The organism is Streptomyces lunalinharesii (genome assembly GCF_039532155.1).
GTDB classification, from domain to species: domain Bacteria; phylum Actinomycetota; class Actinomycetes; order Streptomycetales; family Streptomycetaceae; genus Streptomyces; species Streptomyces lunalinharesii.
Genome location: NZ_BAAARK010000020.1, coordinates 70,559 through 88,213 on the forward strand (window position 1 = coordinate 70,559; position 17,655 = coordinate 88,213).

The 17,655-nt window shown below is 71.8% G+C and carries 14 protein-coding genes; 3 read left to right on the forward strand and 11 right to left on the reverse strand.

All coding sequences use genetic code 11. The features are described from left to right. Positions 1–285 precede the first annotated feature (285 nt). Positions 286–1,299, reverse strand: a complete 1,014-nt coding sequence (locus ABD385_RS26550) for a polyprenyl synthetase family protein (RefSeq protein WP_344580628.1) — start codon at positions 1,297–1,299, stop codon at positions 286–288. Positions 1,300–2,000: 701 nt separating this feature from the next. Here ABD385_RS26550 and fahA point away from each other — a divergent pair. The 3 genes from fahA (at position 2,001) to ABD385_RS26565 (ending at position 4,440) form a co-directional block, all read left to right on the forward strand. Then, positions 2,001–3,230, forward strand: a complete 1,230-nt coding sequence (fahA, locus tag ABD385_RS26555) for a fumarylacetoacetase (protein WP_344580631.1) — start codon at positions 2,001–2,003, stop codon at positions 3,228–3,230. Then, complete coding sequence (locus tag ABD385_RS26560) at positions 3,227–3,874, forward strand: GPP34 family phosphoprotein (protein WP_344580633.1); 648 nt, start codon at positions 3,227–3,229, stop codon at positions 3,872–3,874. Before fahA ends, ABD385_RS26560 begins: the two co-directional genes overlap by 4 nt. Before the next feature lie 77 nt (positions 3,875–3,951). Further along, positions 3,952–4,440 carry a hypothetical protein gene (locus tag ABD385_RS26565; RefSeq protein WP_344580636.1) on the forward strand — a complete coding sequence of 163 codons (489 nt, stop codon included), beginning with the start codon at positions 3,952–3,954 and terminating at the stop codon, positions 4,438–4,440. Positions 4,441–4,520: 80 nt separating this feature from the next. Here the strand turns inward: ABD385_RS26565 and nuoN are convergent, their stop codons facing one another. Genes nuoN through nuoE form a run of 10 tightly spaced genes read right to left on the reverse strand, consistent with a single transcriptional unit; the run spans position 4,521 to position 17,644 of the window. Next, positions 4,521–6,173, reverse strand: coding sequence for an NADH-quinone oxidoreductase subunit NuoN (nuoN, locus tag ABD385_RS26570; protein ID WP_344580638.1), 1,653 nt, complete (start codon positions 6,171–6,173; stop codon positions 4,521–4,523). After that, on the reverse strand, positions 6,170–7,828 hold the full coding sequence (locus ABD385_RS26575; RefSeq protein WP_344580641.1) for an NADH-quinone oxidoreductase subunit M: 1,659 nt from the start codon (positions 7,826–7,828) through the stop codon (positions 6,170–6,172). The genes nuoN and ABD385_RS26575 overlap by 4 nt, the downstream gene beginning before the upstream one ends. A 3-nt stretch (positions 7,829–7,831) precedes the next feature. After that, positions 7,832–9,715, reverse strand: coding sequence for an NADH-quinone oxidoreductase subunit L (gene nuoL / locus ABD385_RS26580; protein ID WP_344580644.1), 1,884 nt, complete (start codon positions 9,713–9,715; stop codon positions 7,832–7,834). A gap of 13 nt (positions 9,716–9,728) precedes the next feature. Further along, positions 9,729–10,028, reverse strand: a complete 300-nt coding sequence (nuoK, locus tag ABD385_RS26585; protein ID WP_016573026.1) for an NADH-quinone oxidoreductase subunit NuoK — start codon at positions 10,026–10,028, stop codon at positions 9,729–9,731. Then, on the reverse strand, positions 10,025–10,876 hold the full coding sequence (locus tag ABD385_RS26590; protein ID WP_344580649.1) for an NADH-quinone oxidoreductase subunit J: 852 nt from the start codon (positions 10,874–10,876) through the stop codon (positions 10,025–10,027). Before ABD385_RS26590 ends, nuoK begins: the two co-directional genes overlap by 4 nt. Continuing rightward, positions 10,873–11,508 (reverse strand): NADH-quinone oxidoreductase subunit NuoI, encoded by a 636-nt coding sequence (gene nuoI, locus ABD385_RS26595; RefSeq protein ID WP_344580652.1) that lies wholly within the window; start codon positions 11,506–11,508, stop codon positions 10,873–10,875. Before nuoI ends, ABD385_RS26590 begins: the two co-directional genes overlap by 4 nt. Then, positions 11,501–12,880 carry an NADH-quinone oxidoreductase subunit NuoH gene (gene nuoH / locus ABD385_RS26600; protein WP_344580655.1) on the reverse strand — a complete coding sequence of 460 codons (1,380 nt, stop codon included), beginning with the start codon at positions 12,878–12,880 and terminating at the stop codon, positions 11,501–11,503. The genes nuoI and nuoH overlap by 8 nt, the downstream gene beginning before the upstream one ends. Continuing rightward, positions 12,877–15,420, reverse strand: coding sequence for an NADH-quinone oxidoreductase subunit G (locus ABD385_RS26605; protein WP_344580658.1), 2,544 nt, complete (start codon positions 15,418–15,420; stop codon positions 12,877–12,879). The genes nuoH and ABD385_RS26605 overlap by 4 nt, the downstream gene beginning before the upstream one ends. Further along, positions 15,417–16,799: an NADH-quinone oxidoreductase subunit NuoF gene (nuoF, locus tag ABD385_RS26610; RefSeq protein ID WP_344580660.1), complete on the reverse strand. Its 1,383-nt coding sequence runs from the start codon at positions 16,797–16,799 to the stop codon at positions 15,417–15,419. The genes ABD385_RS26605 and nuoF overlap by 4 nt, the downstream gene beginning before the upstream one ends. Further along, positions 16,799–17,644, reverse strand: coding sequence for an NADH-quinone oxidoreductase subunit NuoE (gene nuoE, locus ABD385_RS26615; protein WP_344580841.1), 846 nt, complete (start codon positions 17,642–17,644; stop codon positions 16,799–16,801). The genes nuoF and nuoE overlap by 1 nt, the downstream gene beginning before the upstream one ends. Between the last annotated feature and the right edge of the window lie 11 nt (positions 17,645–17,655).

The following is a 17,655-nucleotide window of genomic DNA, read 5'->3' on the forward strand; positions in this document are numbered from 1 at the left end:
GGGCCATGATGACCCGCCCCGCCGCTTCGTGGTGTCTCCATCTCACCAAAAGCTGCCGATGCTGGCGTCAACCCGCAGGGCCAACTCCGCCTACTGCTGAGGGATGACACCCGGCCGCCGTCGGGCCGGGCCCGTACGCCGCGGGTCGCACCGCCCATGCCGAAATGCCGTAGGGGACGACCCCGGGAACGCCGGGGACGGGCCGGAGAACGTCAAGGACGGGCCGGAGAACGTCGGGGACGGGCCGGTGGGCCCGGGGCGCGGGGCGGGGCGCCCGTCGCGGGGTCAGCCCGCCCGGTGCACGACGGTGTCGCAGAGCCCTTCCAGGGCGGCCTTCGCCATGCACTCCGGCAGCGGCACCAGCATCGCGCGGGCCTGCTCGGCGTAGCGCACGGTGTCCCGGCGGGCCTGCTCCAGGGCCGGGTGGGCGCGCAGTCCGGCCAGCGCCTCGGCGTGCCGGGCGTCGTCGGTGAGGTCGCCGGCCAGCAGCTCGCACAGCGCGCGGTCCTCGGCGGTGCCCGCGCTGCTCTCGGCGAGCGCCCGCAGCCGCAGCACGGGCAGCGTCGGGATGCCCTCGCGCAGGTCGGTGCCGGGCGTCTTGCCGGACTCGTGCGAGTCGCTGGCGATGTCCAGGACGTCGTCGGCCAGCTGGAAGGCGGTGCCCAGCCGCTCGCCGTACTGGGTGAGGATGTTGACGGTCGCCTCGTCGGCGCCGGACATCATCGCGCCGAAGCGGCCGGCGACGGCGATCAGCGAGCCGGTCTTGCCGGCGATGACGTCCAGGTAGTGCTCGATCGGGTCGCGGCCGTCGCGCGGTCCCGCGGTCTCCAGGATCTGGCCGGTGACCAGGCGCTCGAACGCCTCGGCCTGGATCCGGACCGCGTCGGGGCCGAGGTCGGCGAGGATGTGCGACGCGCGGGAGAAGAGGAAGTCGCCGGTCAGCACCGCGACGGAGTTGCCCCAGCGGGCGTTGGCGCTGGCCACGCCGCGGCGCACCTCGGCCTCGTCCATCACGTCGTCGTGGTAGAGCGTCGCCAGGTGCGTGAGTTCGACGACGACGGCCGCGGGGACCACGCCGGGGCTGTACGGGTCGCCGAACTGGGCGGCCAGCATCGCCAGCAGCGGCCGGAACCGCTTGCCGCCGGCGCGCACCAGGTGCTGCGCGGCCTCGGTGATGAACGGCACGTCGCTCTTGGTGGCCTCCAGCAGGCCCTCCTCGACAGCCGCCAATCCGGCCTGGACATCGGCTTCGAGAGCCTGGTCCCGCACGCTCAGCCCAATGGGCCCGACGACGGTCACGAGGGGTACTCCTGTCTGCTGACGATCAAACTGAATGTCGATCTGTCGCTGTCTCCACCATTGGCCAGCGTATCCGGTCACGGTTGGATCACCGCGAGCGCCCGCCCCCCGAACCACTCGCCCAGCACAGAAGCCGTCCGGGGGGTAGGTTTCCGATCGTCACCCGGTGCGGCGTTTCCGTGGGAGAGATGGGGCAGTAGGGGCTTCAGACGACTCAGAAGCCCCTGGCGTCACAGTGGTGGCCGGACGAAACCGGCACTACCGGGAGCGATCACACCCCGCCGACCGCACCGCATTGTTCACTCTCTCCAGGAGCCGGCGATTTCGCCGGCGGGCGACGCCGCGACCGATTCCGGCCATCGCGCCCGGACGCTACACCCACCACTCCCGAACCTCCCGCTCCCCGATCGTCCGGAATGCCACCCGCCGTACGCTGCGCCCGAATTGCACCTTGCGGCAAGGTTCTTCCGAACTCCGACGGTCCGTTGCCCGCGCGCCCACCGCCCCGCCCGCCGCTTCCCGGCCCGCTACCGCTCCTTCCCGGCCGAGGACCACCCCGGTGATCGCCGCCGGTCGTACCCTGGTCGACGGACCCACCGGTCCACGGGGCACCCTTCCCCAGGCTCTCCACGCGGTGCGAGCAGGGGACACCCCACCGGCCGGCCGCCCACCGGCGACGACGAGCGCGAGGAGCACTGTCCATGCCCGAGCAGAGCCCGTTCGACCTGACCGAAGGCGACCCCTTCGGCCCGCACACCCTCCCCTACGGCGTCTTCAGCACCGCCGACGCACCCGGCCTGCGCCGGCTCGGCGTCCGCTACGGCCGGCACGTCCTGGACCTGGGCGCCCTGCCCGACGCCCTGCCCGACGTCGTCCCCGCCGCGCACGCCGCCCTGCTCGCCGCCGACACCCTCAACCCGCTGTTGGCCGCCGGCCGCCCGGTGTGGCAGGAGGTCCACGCGGCCGTCCGCACCGCCCTCACCGACCCGGCGCACCGCACCACGGTGGCCCCGCTGCTGCGCCCGTTGGACGACGTCACCCTCCACCTGCCCTTCGACGTCGCCGACTACGTCGACTTCTACTCCAGCGAGCACCACGCCACCAACGTCGGCCGGATCTTCCGCCCCGACGACGCCGCGTTGCCGCCCAACTGGAAGCACCTGCCCATCGGTTACCACGGCCGGGCCGGCACCGTCGTGGTCTCCGGCACCCCGGTGGTGCGGCCGCACGGCCAGCGCAAGGCACCGGCCGACGCGGCACCGGTCTTCGGCCCGTCCACCCGCCTGGACATCGAGGCCGAGGTCGGCTTCGTCGTCGGCACGCCCTCCACCCTGCACGCGCCGGTCGGCCTGGACGCCTTCCGCACGCACGTCTTCGGCGTCTGCCTGGTCAACGACTGGTCCGCACGCGACATCCAGGCATGGGAGTACGTGCCGCTCGGCCCGTTCCTCGGCAAGTCCTTCGCCACCTCCGTCTCCGCCTGGATCACCCCGCTCGACGCCTTCGACGCGGCCCGTACGGCACCGCCCGCCCGGGACGTGCCGCCGCTGCCGTACCTCGACGACACCGCCGCCGAGCCGGGCGGCCTGGACCTGCGCATCGAGGTGCGGCTCAACGGCGAGGTGCTCTCCCGCCCGCCGTTCGCCGCGATGTACTGGACGGCCGCCCAGCAGCTCGCCCACCTGACCGTCAACGGCGCCTCGCTGCGCACCGGCGACCTCTACGCCTCCGGCACCGTCTCCGGCCCCGAACCCGACCAGCTCGGCTGCCTGCTGGAACTCACCCGGGGCAAGGGCCCCTACCTCCAGGACGGCGACGAGGTCACCCTCACCGCCTGGGCGCCCGGCCCGGACGGCGTCCGGATCGGCCTCGGCGAGGTCACCGGCCGGGTACTGCCCGCCCTGGAAGACCCCGCGGGCGCCCCCGCATGACCACCCGCCCGGCCGCCGACCTCACCCTCCCCGAGGAACTGCTGCTGCTCGGCCTCGACCCGGCGCGCGGTCGGCCCCTGGTCCCCGGCCAGTTCCTGCGGTTCGGGCTGGCCGGGGCGGCCCTCGCCGACCTGGCGGCGGCCGGGCGGATCGTCGAGCGGGACGGCCGGGTCGTGGTGGCCCGGCCGCTGCCGCTCGGCGACCCGGTGCTGGACGGGGCGCTCGCCGCACTGCCCGGCCCGGAGAAGGACCACCGCGGCGTCCGGGCCCGGCCCTGGGTGCGCCGGGCCGGCGGCACGGTCCACGAGCTGTGCGTCGGGCAGTTGACGGACCGCGGTGCGCTGCGCCGGCAGACCCGGCGGGCGCTGGGCCTCTTCCCCTACGAGCGGTTCCCGGCCGGGTCGGTGGACCTGGCCGGGCCGGCCAGGGAACGGTTCGCGGCGGCACTGGACGCCGGCCTGCCGGACCCCCGCGCCCGGACGCTCGCCGCCCTGGCCGCCGCCTGCGACCTGGACGGCAAGCTGCTGCCCGGCAACGGCCACCGCGCCGCACGGCGCACGTTGCGGCGGCTGGCCCGCACCGAGTGGACGGCGCACGCGGTCGAACGCGCCGTGCGGGAGCGGAAGTCCGCGGCGGCGAGCTGACCGCGTCGCCCGCCCACCGGCCGCCCCGGGCCGCTGCTAGCCTCACGTCTCCCTGTCCCACAACGGAGGAGACGTACGTGCGCAAGGCAGCGCAGTTCGCCGGGGCGGCCGCCATCGCCGCGCTGCTGCTCAGCGGTTGCGGAAGCAGCGGCGGCAGCGGCAAGGACGCCGGCACCCCGAGCAAGACGCCACCGACCGCACCGTCGAGTGCGGGCGGCGGCGACGGCAAGGCGGCGGACCCCAGCACCATCGAGGGCGCCTGGAAGGGCGGCACGGCCGCCAGCCCGCTGGTCCTGGTGGTCGCCAAGGGCACCGTCGCGTTCAGCAACGGGCACCAGTCCGCCTGCATGGGCAAGATCGAGAAGATGGCCGGGATGACCATGGCCGTCCTCAAGTGCACCGACGGCGACACCACCCGCACCATGGGCACCCTCAAGACCGGTGCCGACGGCAAGACCCTGACCGTCAGCTGGAAGAACGGGCCGACCGACACGTACACCAAGACCGAGGACGGCAGCGTCAAGATCCCCGAGATGCCCAAGCTGCCGGACCTGCCCAAGAGCTGACCGCGGCCCCGCACCGCAACGGCCGCCGCCCGGCACCCCCTTGGGGGCACCGGGCGGCGGCCGTGCGTCGGGCCGGCGGATCAGCGGATGAAGACTGACGCGTGCCCGGCCAGGTCGAGGAAGTACTGCGGCGCCAGGCCCAGCACCAGCGTGGCCGCGACGCCGACCGCGATGGTGGTGGACGTCAGCACGCTGGGCACCGCCACCGTCGGACCGTCCGCCTTCGGCTCGCTGAAGAACATCAGCACGATCACCCGGATGTAGAAGAACGCCGCGATCGCCGAGGAGATCACACCGATCACCACCAGCCAGCCCGCGCCGCTCTCCGCCGCCGCCTTGAACACCGCGAACTTCCCGGCGAACCCGGACGTCAGCGGGATGCCGGCGAAGGCCAGCAGGAAGACCGCGAAGACCGCGGCCACCAGGGGCGAACGCCGCCCGAGCCCGGCCCACTTGGACAGGTGGGTGGCCTCGCCGCCGGCGTCCCGCACCAGCGTCACCACGGCGAACGCGCCGAGCGTGACGAAGGAGTACGCCGCCAGGTAGAAGAGCACCGAGGAGATGCCGTCCTGGCTGGCGGCGATGACACCGGCGAGGATGAACCCCGCGTGCGCGATGGAGGAGTAGGCCAGCAGCCGCTTGATGTCGGTCTGCGTGATGGCCAGCACCGCACCGCCCAGCATGGTCAGGATCGCCACGCCCCACATCACCGGCCGCCAGTCCCAGCGCATGCCGGGCAGGACCACGTACAGCAGCCGCAGCAGCGCGCCGAACGCGGCGACCTTGGTGGCGGCCGCCATGAACCCCGTCACCGGGGTCGGGGCGCCCTGGTAGACGTCCGGCGTCCACATGTGGAACGGCACCGCGCCCACCTTGAACAGCAGGCCCATCAGCACCAGCGCCCCGCCGATCAGCAGCAGCGCGTCGTTGCCCATCGTGCCGGCCAGCGCCGGGTCGACCTGCCGGGCGCCGTCCGAGATCACCTCGGCGATGCCGGCGTACGTCACGGTGCCGGCGTAGCCGTAGAGCAGGGCCACGCCGAACAGCAGGAAGGCCGAGGAGAAGGCGCCGAGCAGGAAGTACTTCACCGCGGACTCCTGCGAGAGCAGCCGCTGCCGGCGGGCCAGCGCGCACAGGACGTAGAGCGGGAGGGAGAAGACCTCCAGCGCGATGAAGAGGGTCAGCAGGTCGTTGGCGGCCGGGAAGATCAGCATGCCGCCGACCGCGAAGAGCAGGACCGGGAAGACCTCGGTGGTGGTGAAACCGGCCTTGACCGCGGCCTGTTCGGCCTCGCCGCCGGGGACGGCGGCGGCCTGCGCCGCGAAGGAGTCCACCCGCTTGCCGTGGGTCGCCGGATCCAGCCGGCGCTCGGCGAAGGTGAACACCGCGATCAGCGACACCAACAGGATCGTGCCCTGGAGGAACAGCGCCGGGCCGTCCACCGCGATCGCGCCCATCGCGGCCAGGTGCGCCTTGGACGAGCCGAAGCCGCCCGCGGCCAGCCCGATCACCGCGGCGAACGCGGCGGCCAGCGCCACCACGGTCAGCAGCACCTGGGCGTAGTAGCGGCCACGGCGCGGCAGGAACGCCTCGATCAGGACGCCGACGATCGCGGCACCGAGGATGATCAGCGTCGGCGACAGCTGGACGTACTCGATCCGCGGTGCCGGGATCTTGGCCGGCAGCTCGGCCGCTGCCGTCCACAGGCTGTGGACACTCGCCACGGAACTCACTTCGCGGCCTCCACGTCTTGGGTCTGCGCGGTCTGGCCGTGCCGGCCCGAACCTGGCACGGCGTCCACCTGCACGGTGGGCTTAGGGTCCTTCTTGTCCACGACGGACAGGGTGTGCTGGACCGCCGGATTGACGATGTCGGTGAGCGGCTTGGGATACACCCCGAGGAAGAGCAGCAGCGCGATCAGCGGCGCGACCACCACCAGCTCCCGCGCCCTGAGGTCGGGCATCTTGCTGACCTCCGCCTTGACCGGGCCGGTCATCGTCCGCTGGTACAGGACGAGGACGTACAGCGCGGCCAGGACGATGCCGACGGTGGCGATGATCCCGATCACCGGATAGCGGCTGAACGTGCCCACCAGGACCAGGAACTCACTGACGAACGGCGCCAGCCCGGGCAGCGACAGGGTGGCCAGGCCGCCGATGAGGAAGGTGCCGGCGAGGATCGGGGCGACCTTCTGGACCCCGCCGTAGTCCGCGATCAACCGCGAACCGCGGCGGCTGATCAGGAAGCCGGCCACCAGCATCAGCGCGGCGGTCGAGATGCCGTGGTTGACCATGTAGAGCGTCGCGCCGCCCTGGCCCTGGGAGGTCATCGCGAAGATGCCCAGGATGATGAAGCCGAAGTGCGAGATCGAGGCGTAGGCGATCAGCCGCTTGATGTCCCGCTGGCCGACGGCGACCAGCGCGCCGTAGACGATGCTGATCAGCGCCAGCACCAGGATCACCGGGGTGGCCCAGCTGCTGGCCTCCGGGAAGAGCTGGAGGCAGAAGCGCAGCATCGCGAACGTGCCGACCTTGTCGACGACCGCGGTGATCAGCACCGCGACCGGGGAGGTCGCCTCGCCCATGGCGTTGGGCAGCCAGGTGTGCAGCGGCCACAGCGGCGCCTTCACCGCGAACGCGAAGAAGAAGCCGAGGAACAGCAGCCGCTCGGTGCCGGTGCCGAGGGTCAGCGCGCCGGAGGCCCTGGCCTCGACGATCCGCGTCAGCGAGAAGGTGCCGGCGCCCAACTGGTCGGCGGTGACGGCGTACAGCCCGATCACCGCGGCCAGCATGATCAGACCGCCGACGAGGTTGTAGAGCAGGAACTTCACCGCGGCGTAGGAGCGCTGGGCGGCGGCCTGCTGCTCGCCGCGCCCACCGGCCCGGTCCCCGAAGCCGCCGATGAGGAAGTACATCGGGATCAGCATGGCTTCGAAGAAGATGTAGAAGAGGAAGACGTCGGTGGCCTCGAAGGAGAGCACCACCATCGCCTCGACCGCCAGGATCAGCGCGAAGAAGCCCTGGGTGGGCCGCCAGCGGCGATTGGGCTCCGCGCCCTCCAGGGGATCGGCGTCGTGCCAGCCGGCCAGGATGACGAACGGGATGAGCAACGCGGTCAGCGCGATCAGGGCGACCGCGATGCCGTCCACGCCGAGGTCGTAGCGGACCCCGAAGTCCCGGATCCAGGCGTGGGATTCGGTGAGCTGGAACGGCCCCTTCGCGCCGGGGTCGAAGCGCACCGCGATCACCAGCGCCAGCGCCAGCGTGGCCAGCGAGAACAGCAGCGCCAGCCACTTGGCGGCGGTGCGCTTGGCGGCGGGCACCGCGGCGGTGGCGATCGCACCGATCGCCGGCACCGCGGCGGTCGCCGTCAGCAGGGGAAACGACATGGCTCAGACACCCCTCATCAGCAGGGTCGCGGCGACGAGAACGGCGGCCCCGCCCAGCATCTGGACCGCGTAGGAGCGGACGAATCCGGTCTGCAACTGGCGCAGCCGGCTGGAGAGTCCGCCCATCGAGGCCGCCGTGCCGTTGACCGCGCCGTCCACCAGGGAGTGGTCGAGGTAGACCAGCGTGCGGGTCAGGTGCTCGCCGCCCCGTACCAGGACGACGTGGTTGAAGTCGTCCTGGAGCAGGTCGCGGCGGGCCGCCCGGGTCAGCAGCGAACCGCGCGGCGCGGTGGCCGGGACCGCCTTGCGGCCGTACATCAGCCAGGCGATGCCGACGCCGATCACCAGCACCACCATCGTGGCGGCGGTGACCGCACCGGCACTCACCGGGGAGTGGCCGTGCGCGAACGAGGTGACCGGCTCCAGCCAGCGGACGAAGGAGTCGCCCGCGCTGAACAGCCCGCCCGCGAAGACCGAACCGACGGCCAGCACGATCATCGGGATCGTCATCACCTTCGGCGACTCGTGCGGGTGCACCTCCTTCGGGTCCCACCGCTTCTCGCCGAAGAACGTCATCAGCATCACCCGCGTCATGTAGAACGCGGTGAGCGCGGCGCCCAACAGGGCCGCACCGCCGAGGATCCAGCCCTCGGTGCCGCCGCGGGCGAACGCCGCCTCGATGATCTTGTCCTTGGAGAAGAAGCCGGAGAGCCCGGGGAAGCCGATGATGGCCAGGTAGCCGAGCCCGAAGGTGACGAAGGTGACCGGCATGTACCTGCGCAGGCCGCCGTAACGACGCATGTCCACCTCGTCGTTCATCCCGTGCATCACCGAACCGGCGCCGAGGAAGAGGCCCGCCTTGAAGAAGCCGTGGGTGACCAGGTGCATGATCGCGAAGGCGTAGCCGATCGGGCCCAGCCCCGCGGCCAGGACCATGTAGCCGATCTGCGACATCGTCGAACCGGCCAGCGCCTTCTTGATGTCGTCCTTGGCGCAACCGACGATCGCACCGAACAGCAGGGTGACCGCGCCGACCGCGACCACCGCGGTCTGCGCGTCCGGCGCGGCGTTGAAGATCGCCCCGGAGCGGGTGATCAGGTACACCCCGGCGGTCACCATCGTGGCGGCGTGGATCAGCGCCGACACCGGCGTCGGGCCCTCCATCGCGTCGCCCAGCCAGGACTGCAGCGGCACCTGCGCCGACTTGCCGCAGGCGGCCAGCAGCAGCACCAGCCCGATGGCGGTCAGCTTGCCCTCGGAGGCGCCGCCGGTCGCGGTGAGCACCGGCCCGAAGGCGAACGTGCCGAACGTCGTGAACATCAGCATGATCGCGATGGACAGGCCCATGTCGCCGACGCGGTTGACCAGGAACGCCTTCTTCGCGGCGGTCGCCGCGCTGGGCTTGTGCTGCCAGAACCCGATGAGCAGGTACGACGCCAGGCCCACGCCCTCCCAACCGACGTACAGCAGGAGGTAGTTGTCGGCGAGGACGAGCAGCAGCATCGCCGCCAGGAAGAGGTTGAGGTAGCCGAAGAAGCGGCGGCGCCGCTCGTCGTGCTCCATGTAGCCGATCGAATAGATGTGGATCAGGGACCCGACACCCGTGATCAGCAGGGCGAAGGTCATCGACAACTGGTCCAGCTGGAAGGCGAGGTCGGCCCGGAAGCCACCGACCGGGATCCAGCTGAACAGGTGCTGGTGCAGCGCCCGGTGCTCGGCGCCCTTGCCGAGCATGTCGACGAAGAGCACCACCGCGACGGCGAACGACGCCACCGCGAGGAGCGTGCCGATCCAGTGCCCGGTGCGGTCCAGGCGTTTGCCGCCGCACAACAGCAGGGCCGCACCGACCAGCGGTGCCGCGACGAGCAGCGCGATCAAGTTCTCCACTTTGTGCGACCCCTTACAGCTTCATCAGGCTGGCGTCGTCGACCGAGGCCGAATGACGGGTGCGGAAGATCGACACGATGATGGCCAGGCCGACCACGACCTCCGCAGCGGCGACGACCATCGTGAAGAAGGCGATGATCTGGCCGTCCAGATTCCCGTGCATCCGCGAGAAGGTGACAAAGGCGAGGTTGCAGGCGTTCAGCATCAGCTCGATGCACATGAACACCACGATGGCGTTCCGCCTGATCAGCACGCCGGCCGCGCCGATGGTGAACAACAGGGCGGCGAGGTAGAGGTAGTAGACCGGGTTCATTTCTGGGCACCCTCCTTCGGTGCCGAGGGGCCGGGCCGCTTCTTCGGCGACCCGCCGGACTCCCGCCCCAACCACTCCTCGGACCGCTGCTCCAGCGCCTTGAGGTCGGCCAGCGACTGCCCGGAGACGTCCCGGACCTGACCGCGCTCCCGCAGCGTCGGACTGACCGTCAGCTCGGACGGGGTGCCGTCCGGCAGCAGACCGGGGATGTCGACCGCGTTGTGCCGGGCGTAGACGCCCGGTGCGGGCAGCGGGGTCACCTGCTTGCCCTCGCGGACGCGGGCCTCGGACAGCTCCCGCTGGGTCTTGGCGCGCTCGGTGCGCTCCCGGTGGGTCAGCACCATCGCCCCGACCACCGCGGTGATCAGCAGCGCGCCGGTGATCTCGAAGGCGAAGACGTACTTGGTGAAGATCAGCGCGGCCAGGCCCTGGACGTTGCCCCCGGCGTTGGCGTCGGCCAGGCCGTTGAACTCCTTGAGCGAGGCGTTGCCGATCCCGGCGATCAGCAGGATGCCGAAGCCGAGGCCCAGGCCGGCGGCGAGCCAACGCTGGCCCTTGAGGGTCTCCTTGAGGGAGTCCGCCGCGGTGACGCCGACCAGCATCACCACGAACAGGAACAGCATCATGATCGCGCCGGTGTACACCACGACCTGCACGACGCCGAGGAAGTACGCGCCGTTGGCCAGGTAGAAGACCGCCAGGACGATCATGGTCCCGGCGAGCGAGAGGGCGCTGTGCACGGCCCGCTTCATCAGGATCGTGCACAGCGCGCCGGCCACGGCGACGATCCCCAGGATCCAGAACTGCACGGCCTCGCCCGTGGAGGCCGCGGCGGCGAGGTGCGTCATGCGCGCGCCTCCTTGCCCGTCGCGCCCGGCCGTTCGGCCGACCCCGTCGACCCGGCTGCCCCGGCCGCCGCGTCCTCGGGGGTCTCCCCCTTGGAGCGGGCCACCTGCCGGACCGTGCCCGGCGCGGCCTGGTCCACCAGCCCGTTGTAGTAGTCCCGTTCGGTCATCCCCGGGAAGATCGCGTGCGGGGAGTCGACCATCCCCTCCGACAGGCCCACGAGCAGCTCTTCCTTGGTGTAGATGAGCGATTCGCGGGACCGGTCGGCGAGTTCGTACTCGTTGGTCATGGTGAGCGCGCGGGTCGGGCAGGCCTCCACGCACAGGCCGCACAGGATGCAGCGGAGGTAGTTGATCTGGTAGACCGCGCCGTACCGCTCGCCCGGGGAGTAGCGCTCCTCTTCGGTGTTGTCCGCGCCCTCGACGTAGATCGCGTCCGCCGGACAGGCCCAGGCGCACAGCTCGCAGCCGATGCACTTCTCCAGCCCGTCCGGATGGCGGTTGAGCTGGTGCCGGCCGTGGAAACGCGGCGCCGTCGGCTTCTTCTCCTCGGGGTACTGCTCGGTCAGCCGCTTCTTGAACATGGCCTTGAAGGTCACGCCGAAGCCGGCCACCGGGTTCTCGAACTCAGGCACCGTCGCCCCCCTTTCCGTCGCTCTCGATTCCGTCACTCACAGTGTCCACCCGACCACTGACAATCAACTCTCCGTCGCGACGGGGCCGCCTGCGCGGCACCGGCGGCACGGTCTGCCCGGGCAGCGGCGGAACGGGGAACCCACCGGCCATCGGGTCGAACGCGGCGTCGCCGTCGCCCTCCGGCTCCACCCGCCGGAAGAAGTCCACGACCAGCGAGATCAGCAACAGCGCCACCGCACTGCCGCCCACGTACAGCACGATCTGGGAGAAGTCGTAGCCCTCGTTCTTCAGGGCCCGGACGGTGGCGACGAGCAACAGCCACACCATCGACACCGGGATGAGGACCTTCCAGCCCAGCCGCATCAACTGGTCGTAGCGGACCCGGGGCAGCGTCCCGCGCAGCCAGATGAAGAAGAACAGCAGCAGCTGCACCTTGAGGACGAACCAGAGCATCGGCCACCAGCCGTGGTTCGCGCCCTCCCAGAAGGTCGAGACGGGCCAGGGCGCCCGCCACCCGCCGAGGAAGAGGGTGACCGCGACCGACGAGACGGTGACCATGTTGACGTACTCGGCCAGCATGAACATCGCGAACTTGATGGACGAGTACTCGGTGTTGAAGCCGCCGACCAGGTCGCCCTCGGACTCCGGCATGTCGAACGGCGCCCGGTTGGTCTCCCCCACCATCGTGATGATGTAGATGAGGAAGGACACCGGCAGCAGCAGCACGTACCACTTGTTCGTCTGCGACTCCACGATGGTCGACGTCGACATCGACCCGGAGTACAGGAAGACCGACGCGAACGCCGCGCCCATCGCGATCTCGTACGAGATCATCTGCGCGCACGACCGCAGGCCGCCCAGCAGCGGGTACGTCGAACCGGAGGACCAACCCGCCAGCACGATGCCGTAGATGCCGACCGAGGCCGTGGCCAGGATGTACAGGACGCCGATCGGGAGGTCGGTCAGCTGCATCGGCGTGCGGTGCCCGAAGATCGAGATCTCGTTGTCCGCCGGACCGAAGGGGATCACCGCGATCGCCATGAAGGCCGGGATCGCCGCCACGATGGGCGCCAGGATGTACACCGCCTTGTCGGCCCGCCGGACGACCAGGTCCTCCTTCAGCATCAACTTGATGCCGTCGGCCAGGGACTGGAGCATCCCCCAGGGCCCGTGCCGGTTCGGACCGATCCGCAGCTGCATCCAGGCGACGACCTTGCGCTCCCAGACGATGGAGAACAACACCGTCAGCATCAGGAACGCGAAGCAGAACACCGCCTTGATGACGACCAGCCACCACGGGTCGCGCCCGAACATCGACAGGTCTTCCTGGGCGGCCAACGCGGCCACCGGAAAACCGGGATGCTGCATCATGCGTCCACCTCCCCGGCCGGCGCCGGCGTATCGGATGGGGGTGTGCGGGAGGCACTGACCTCGACCAGCTCACCGGGGTGCGCCCCGGTGTCGGCGGCGACGCCGCCCCCCACGGAATTCAGCGGCAGCCACACCACCCGGTCCGGCATCGTCGTGACCTGGAGCGGCAACCGCACCGAGCCGGCCGGCCCGGTGACCACCACCACCTCGCCGTCCGCGACGCCGGTCTCCTCGGCGGTGGCCGACGACAGGCGGGCGACCGCGGCGTGCCGGGTCCCGGCCAGCGCCTCGTCGCCCTCCTGGAGCAGCCCCTGGTCCAACAGGAGCCGGTGCCCGGCGAGCACGGCCTCACCCGGGGCCGGACGGGGCAACGACCGTCCCGTCTCAGTCGGTTGACCGGCGAACGGGCCGCGCCAGGCGCCGAGCCGGTCCAGCTCCCGCCGCACCGCGGGCACGTCCGGCAGGTCCAGGTCCGCGTCCATGGCGTCGGCGAGCATCTGGAGGACCCGGGAGTCCGGCATCAGCTGTCGCCGGGTCATCTGGTCCGGCTTGAGCGCGGCCTCGAACGACCGGGCCCGGCCCTCCCAGTTGAGGAAGGTGCCGGCCTTCTCCACCACCGCCGCCACCGGGAGGACCACGTCGGCCCGCTCGGTGACCCGGGAGGGCCGCAGCTCCACGCTGACCAGGAACCCGACCTCGTCCAGCGCCGCCAACACCCGCGCCGGATCGGGCAGGTCGGCCACCTCCACGCCCGCCACCAGCAGGGCGGCCAGCTCGCCGGTGGCCGCGGCCTCGACGATCTGGCCGGCGTCCCGACCGTGCCGGTGCGGCAGCGCGCCGACGCCCCAGGCCGCGGCGACCTCGTCCCGCGCCACCGGGTCGGTGGCCGGCCGGCCACCGGGCAACAGCCCAGGCAGCGCACCCACCTCGACGGCCCCCCGCTCGCCCGCCCGGCGCGGCATCCACACCAGGTGGGCGCCGGTGGCGGCGGCGGTGCGCAGCGCCGCGGTCAGCGCTCCGGGCACCGCCGCCAGCCGCTCGCCGACGATGATCACCGCGCCGTCCGCGCGCAACGCCTCGGCCGCGGCCCGGCCCTCGCCGTCCAGCCCGACGCCGCCCGCGAGCGCGTCCAGCCATTCGGTCTCGGTGCCGGGCGCGGCCGGCAGCAGCGTCCCGCCCGCCTTGATCAACCCGCGGGTGGCGTGGCTGGCCAGCCCCCAGGTGCGCTGGCCGTGCTTGCGGTGCGCCTTGCGCAGCCGCAGGAAGACGCCGGGCGCCTCCTCCTCCGCCTCGATGCCGGCCAGCAGGACCGCCGGCGCCTGCTCCAACGAGGTGTAGGTGACGCCGCTCCCGTCGAGGTCCCGGCCGCGGCCGGCGACGTGGGCGGCGAGGAAGTCCGCCTCCTCCGCGCTGTGCGGCCGGGCCCGGAAGTCGATGTCGTTGGTGTGCAGCGCGACCCGGGCGAACTTGGCGTACGCGTAGGCGTCCTCGACGGTCAGCCGGCCGCCGGTCAGCACGCCGGCCCGGCCCCGGGCGGCGGCCAGCCCGCGCGCCGCGGCGTCCAGCGCGGCGGGCCAGCTCGCCGGCTCCAGTTCGCCGGTCTCGGCGTTGCGCACCAGCGGGTGCTCCAGCCGGTCGCGGGCCTGCGCGTACCGGAAGGCGAACCGGCCCTTGTCGCAGATCCACTCCTCGTTGACCTCGGGGTCGTCCGCCGCCAGCCGCCGCAGCACCTTGCCGCGCCGGTGGTCGGTGCGGGTCGCGCAACCGCCCGCGCAGTGCTCGCACACCGACGGCGAGGAGACCAGGTCGAAGGGGCGGGAACGGAAGCGGTAGGCGGCCGAGGTGAGCGCGCCCACCGGGCAGATCTGGATGGTGTTCCCGGAGAAGTACGACGCGAACGGGTCGCCCTCGCCGGTGCCGACCTGTTGGAGGGCACCGCGCTCGACCAGCTCGATCATCGGGTCGCCGGCGATCTGGTTGCTGAAGCGGGTGCACCGCGCGCACAGCACGCACCGCTCGCGGTCCAGCAGCACCTGGGTGGAGATCGGCACCGGCTTCTCGTAGGTGCGCTTCTTGCCCTCGAAGCGGGAGTCGGGGTCGCCGACCTGCATCGCCTGGTTCTGCAGCGGGCACTCGCCGCCCTTGTCGCAGACCGGGCAGTCCAGGGGGTGGTTGATCAGCAGCAGCTCCATCACGCCGCGCTGCGCCTTCTCGGCGACCGGGGAGGTCAGCTGCGTGCGGACCACCATCCCGTCGGTGCAGGTGATGGTGCAGGAGGCCATCGGCTTGCGCTGGCCCTCGACCTCGACGATGCACTGCCGGCAGGCGCCCGCCGGGTCCAGCAGCGGGTGGTCGCAGAAGCGCGGGATCTCGATGCCGAGGAGTTCGGCGGCCCGGATGACCAACGTCCCCTTGGGAACGGAGATCTCGATGCCGTCGATCGTCAGGGTGACGAGGTCCTCCGGTGGCACCGCCGCCGCCCCGCCCCCGTTGGGGCGCTGGCCCGCGGCGGGGCCGCTGCTTGGCTGGAGCACGGTCATGCGTTCACCCCCAGGTGAGCGTCGTTGTCGGCCCAGAGGGTCGACTTGGCGGGGTCGAAGGGGCAGCCCTTGCCGGTGATGTGCTCCTCGTACTCCGCGCGGAAGTACTGGAGCGAGGAGAAGATCGGCGAGGCGGCGCCGTCACCGAGGGCGCAGAAGGACTTGCCGTTGATGTTGTCGGCGATGTCGGCGAGCTTGTCGAGGTCGGCGAGCCGGCCCCGGCCGGCCTCGATGTCGCGCAGCAACTGCACCAGCCAGTACGTCCCTTCGCGGCACGGCGTGCACTTCCCGCAGGACTCGTGGGCGTAGAACTCCGTCCAGCGGGTCACCGCCCGGACCACGCAGGTGGTCTCGTCGAAGCACTGCAGCGCCTTGGTGCCGAGCATCGAGCCGGCCGCGCCGACGCCCTCGTAGTCGAGCGGTACGTCGAGGTGCTCGTCGGTGAACATCGGGGTGGAGGAGCCGCCCGGCGTCCAGAACTTCAGCCGGTGGCCGGGGCGCATCCCGCCGCTGACCTCCAGCAGCTGGCGCAGGGTGATGCCCAACGGGCCTTCGTACTGGCCGGGGTTGGCGACGTGGCCGCTGAGCGAGTAGAGCGTGAAGCCCGGGGACTTCTCGCTGCCCATCGACCTGAACCACTCCTTGCCCTTGTTCAGGATCGCGGGAACCGAGGCGATGGATTCGACGTTGTTCACCACAGTGGGGCAGGCGTAGAGGCCGGCCACGGCGGGGAAGGGGGGTCGCAGACGAGGTTGGCCACGACGACCTTCCAGCGAGTCCAGCAGCGCGGTCTCCTCGCCGCAGATGTACGCGCCGGCGCCCGCGTGCACCGTGACGTCCAGGTCGAGGCCCGAGCCGAGGGCGCCCTTGCCGAGGAAGCCCGCCGCGTACGCCTCCCGCACGGCCTCGTGCAGGCGGCGCAGCACGGGCACGACCTCACCGCGCAGGTAGATGAAGGCGTGGTGCGAGCGGATCGCGTGGCAGGCGATCACGATCCCCTCGATCAGCGCGTGCGGGTTGGCGAAGAGCAGCGGGATGTCCTTGCAGGTCCCCGGCTCCGACTCGTCGGCGTTGACCACCAGGTAGTGCGGTTTGCCGTCGCCCTGCGGGATGAACTGCCACTTCATGCCGGTCGGGAAGCCGGCGCCGCCGCGTCCGCGGAGCCCGGAGTCCTTGACGTAGGCGATGACGTCGTCCGGGGCCATCGCGAGGGCCTTGCGGGCGCCTTCGTACCCCTCGTGGCGCAGGTAGGTCTCCAGCGTCCAGGACTTCGGGTCGTCCCAGAACGCGGAGAGGACCGGTGCGAGGACCTTCTCCGGATGGGTCGTTCCGCCGGCGTGCGGCCGGGAGGCACCGCCGAATTCGGCTGCCACGGTCATCACTCCCCCTCCTTGGCGGTGGGCCCGGCCGGGAAGGCGTCGTCGGAGGCCGAGGTCTGCTGCGGGGCGTCGTGCGAGCTGGGGTGGGCCGGGGGCGCCTGCTCACCGGGGTGCCCGCTGGGCGGTTCGCCGGCGGAGGCCGCCGCCCGGGGTGCGATGACGTGGTCCGTGGCGGGCCCGGCCGGGGCCTCGCCCCGGGCCAGGCGCAGTCCGACCAGCGAGGCGGGCCCGGCCCCGCCGGTCGCCTCGACGGCACCGGACCGGCCGTCGGGGAAGCCGGCGAGGATCCGGGCGGTCTCCTTGAACGAACAGAGCGGGGCGCCGCGGGTGGGTTCGACGGTCCGGCCGGCCCGCAGGTCGTCGACGAGCTGCCGGGCGGAGCGGGGCGTCTGGTTGTCGAAGAACTCCCAGTTGACCATCACGACGGGCGCGAAGTCGCAGGCGGCGTTGCACTCGATGTGTTCGAGGGTGATCGCGCCGTCCTCGGTGGTCCCGCCGTTGTCGACGCCGAGGTGCTCCTTGAGCTCCTCGAAGATGGCGTCGCCGCCCATCACCGCGCACAGGGTGTTGGTGCAGACCCCGACCTGGTAGTCGCCGCTGGGCCCCCGGCGGTACATCGAGTAGAACGTCGAGACCGCGGTGACCTCGGCGGTGGTCAGGTCGAGCTGTTCGGCGCAGAAGCGGACGCCGGTGCGGGTGACGTGGCCTTCCTCGGCCTGGACGAGGTGCAGCAGCGGCAGCAGCGCCGAGCGGGAATCGGGGTAGCGGGCGATCACCTCCCGCGCGTCCGCGGCGAGCCGGGCCTTGACGTCGGCCGGATAGTCGGGGGCCGGAAGCTGGGGCATCCCCAGCTGGA

Bases quoted from the DNA above. Each gene is read 5' to 3' on its own strand.
- ABD385_RS26560 (WP_344580633.1), top strand. From the start codon at position 3,227: ATGACCACCCGCCCGGCCGCCGACCTCACCCTCCCCGAGGAACTGCTG.
- nuoE (WP_344580841.1), bottom strand. From the start codon at position 17,644: ATGCCCCAGCTTCCGGCCCCCGACTATCCGGCCGACGTCAAGGCCCGG.
- ABD385_RS26590 (WP_344580649.1), bottom strand. From the start codon at position 10,876: ATGACGCACCTCGCCGCCGCGGCCTCCACGGGCGAGGCCGTGCAGTTC.
- fahA (WP_344580631.1), top strand. From the start codon at position 2,001: ATGCCCGAGCAGAGCCCGTTCGACCTGACCGAAGGCGACCCCTTCGGC.
- nuoF (WP_344580660.1), bottom strand. From the start codon at position 16,799: ATGACCGTGGCAGCCGAATTCGGCGGTGCCTCCCGGCCGCACGCCGGC.
- ABD385_RS26575 (WP_344580641.1), bottom strand. From the start codon at position 7,828: ATGTCGTTTCCCCTGCTGACGGCGACCGCCGCGGTGCCGGCGATCGGT.
- nuoK (WP_016573026.1), bottom strand. From the start codon at position 10,028: ATGAACCCGGTCTACTACCTCTACCTCGCCGCCCTGTTGTTCACCATC.
- ABD385_RS26605 (WP_344580658.1), bottom strand. From the start codon at position 15,420: ATGACCGTGCTCCAGCCAAGCAGCGGCCCCGCCGCGGGCCAGCGCCCC.
- nuoH (WP_344580655.1), bottom strand. From the start codon at position 12,880: ATGATGCAGCATCCCGGTTTTCCGGTGGCCGCGTTGGCCGCCCAGGAA.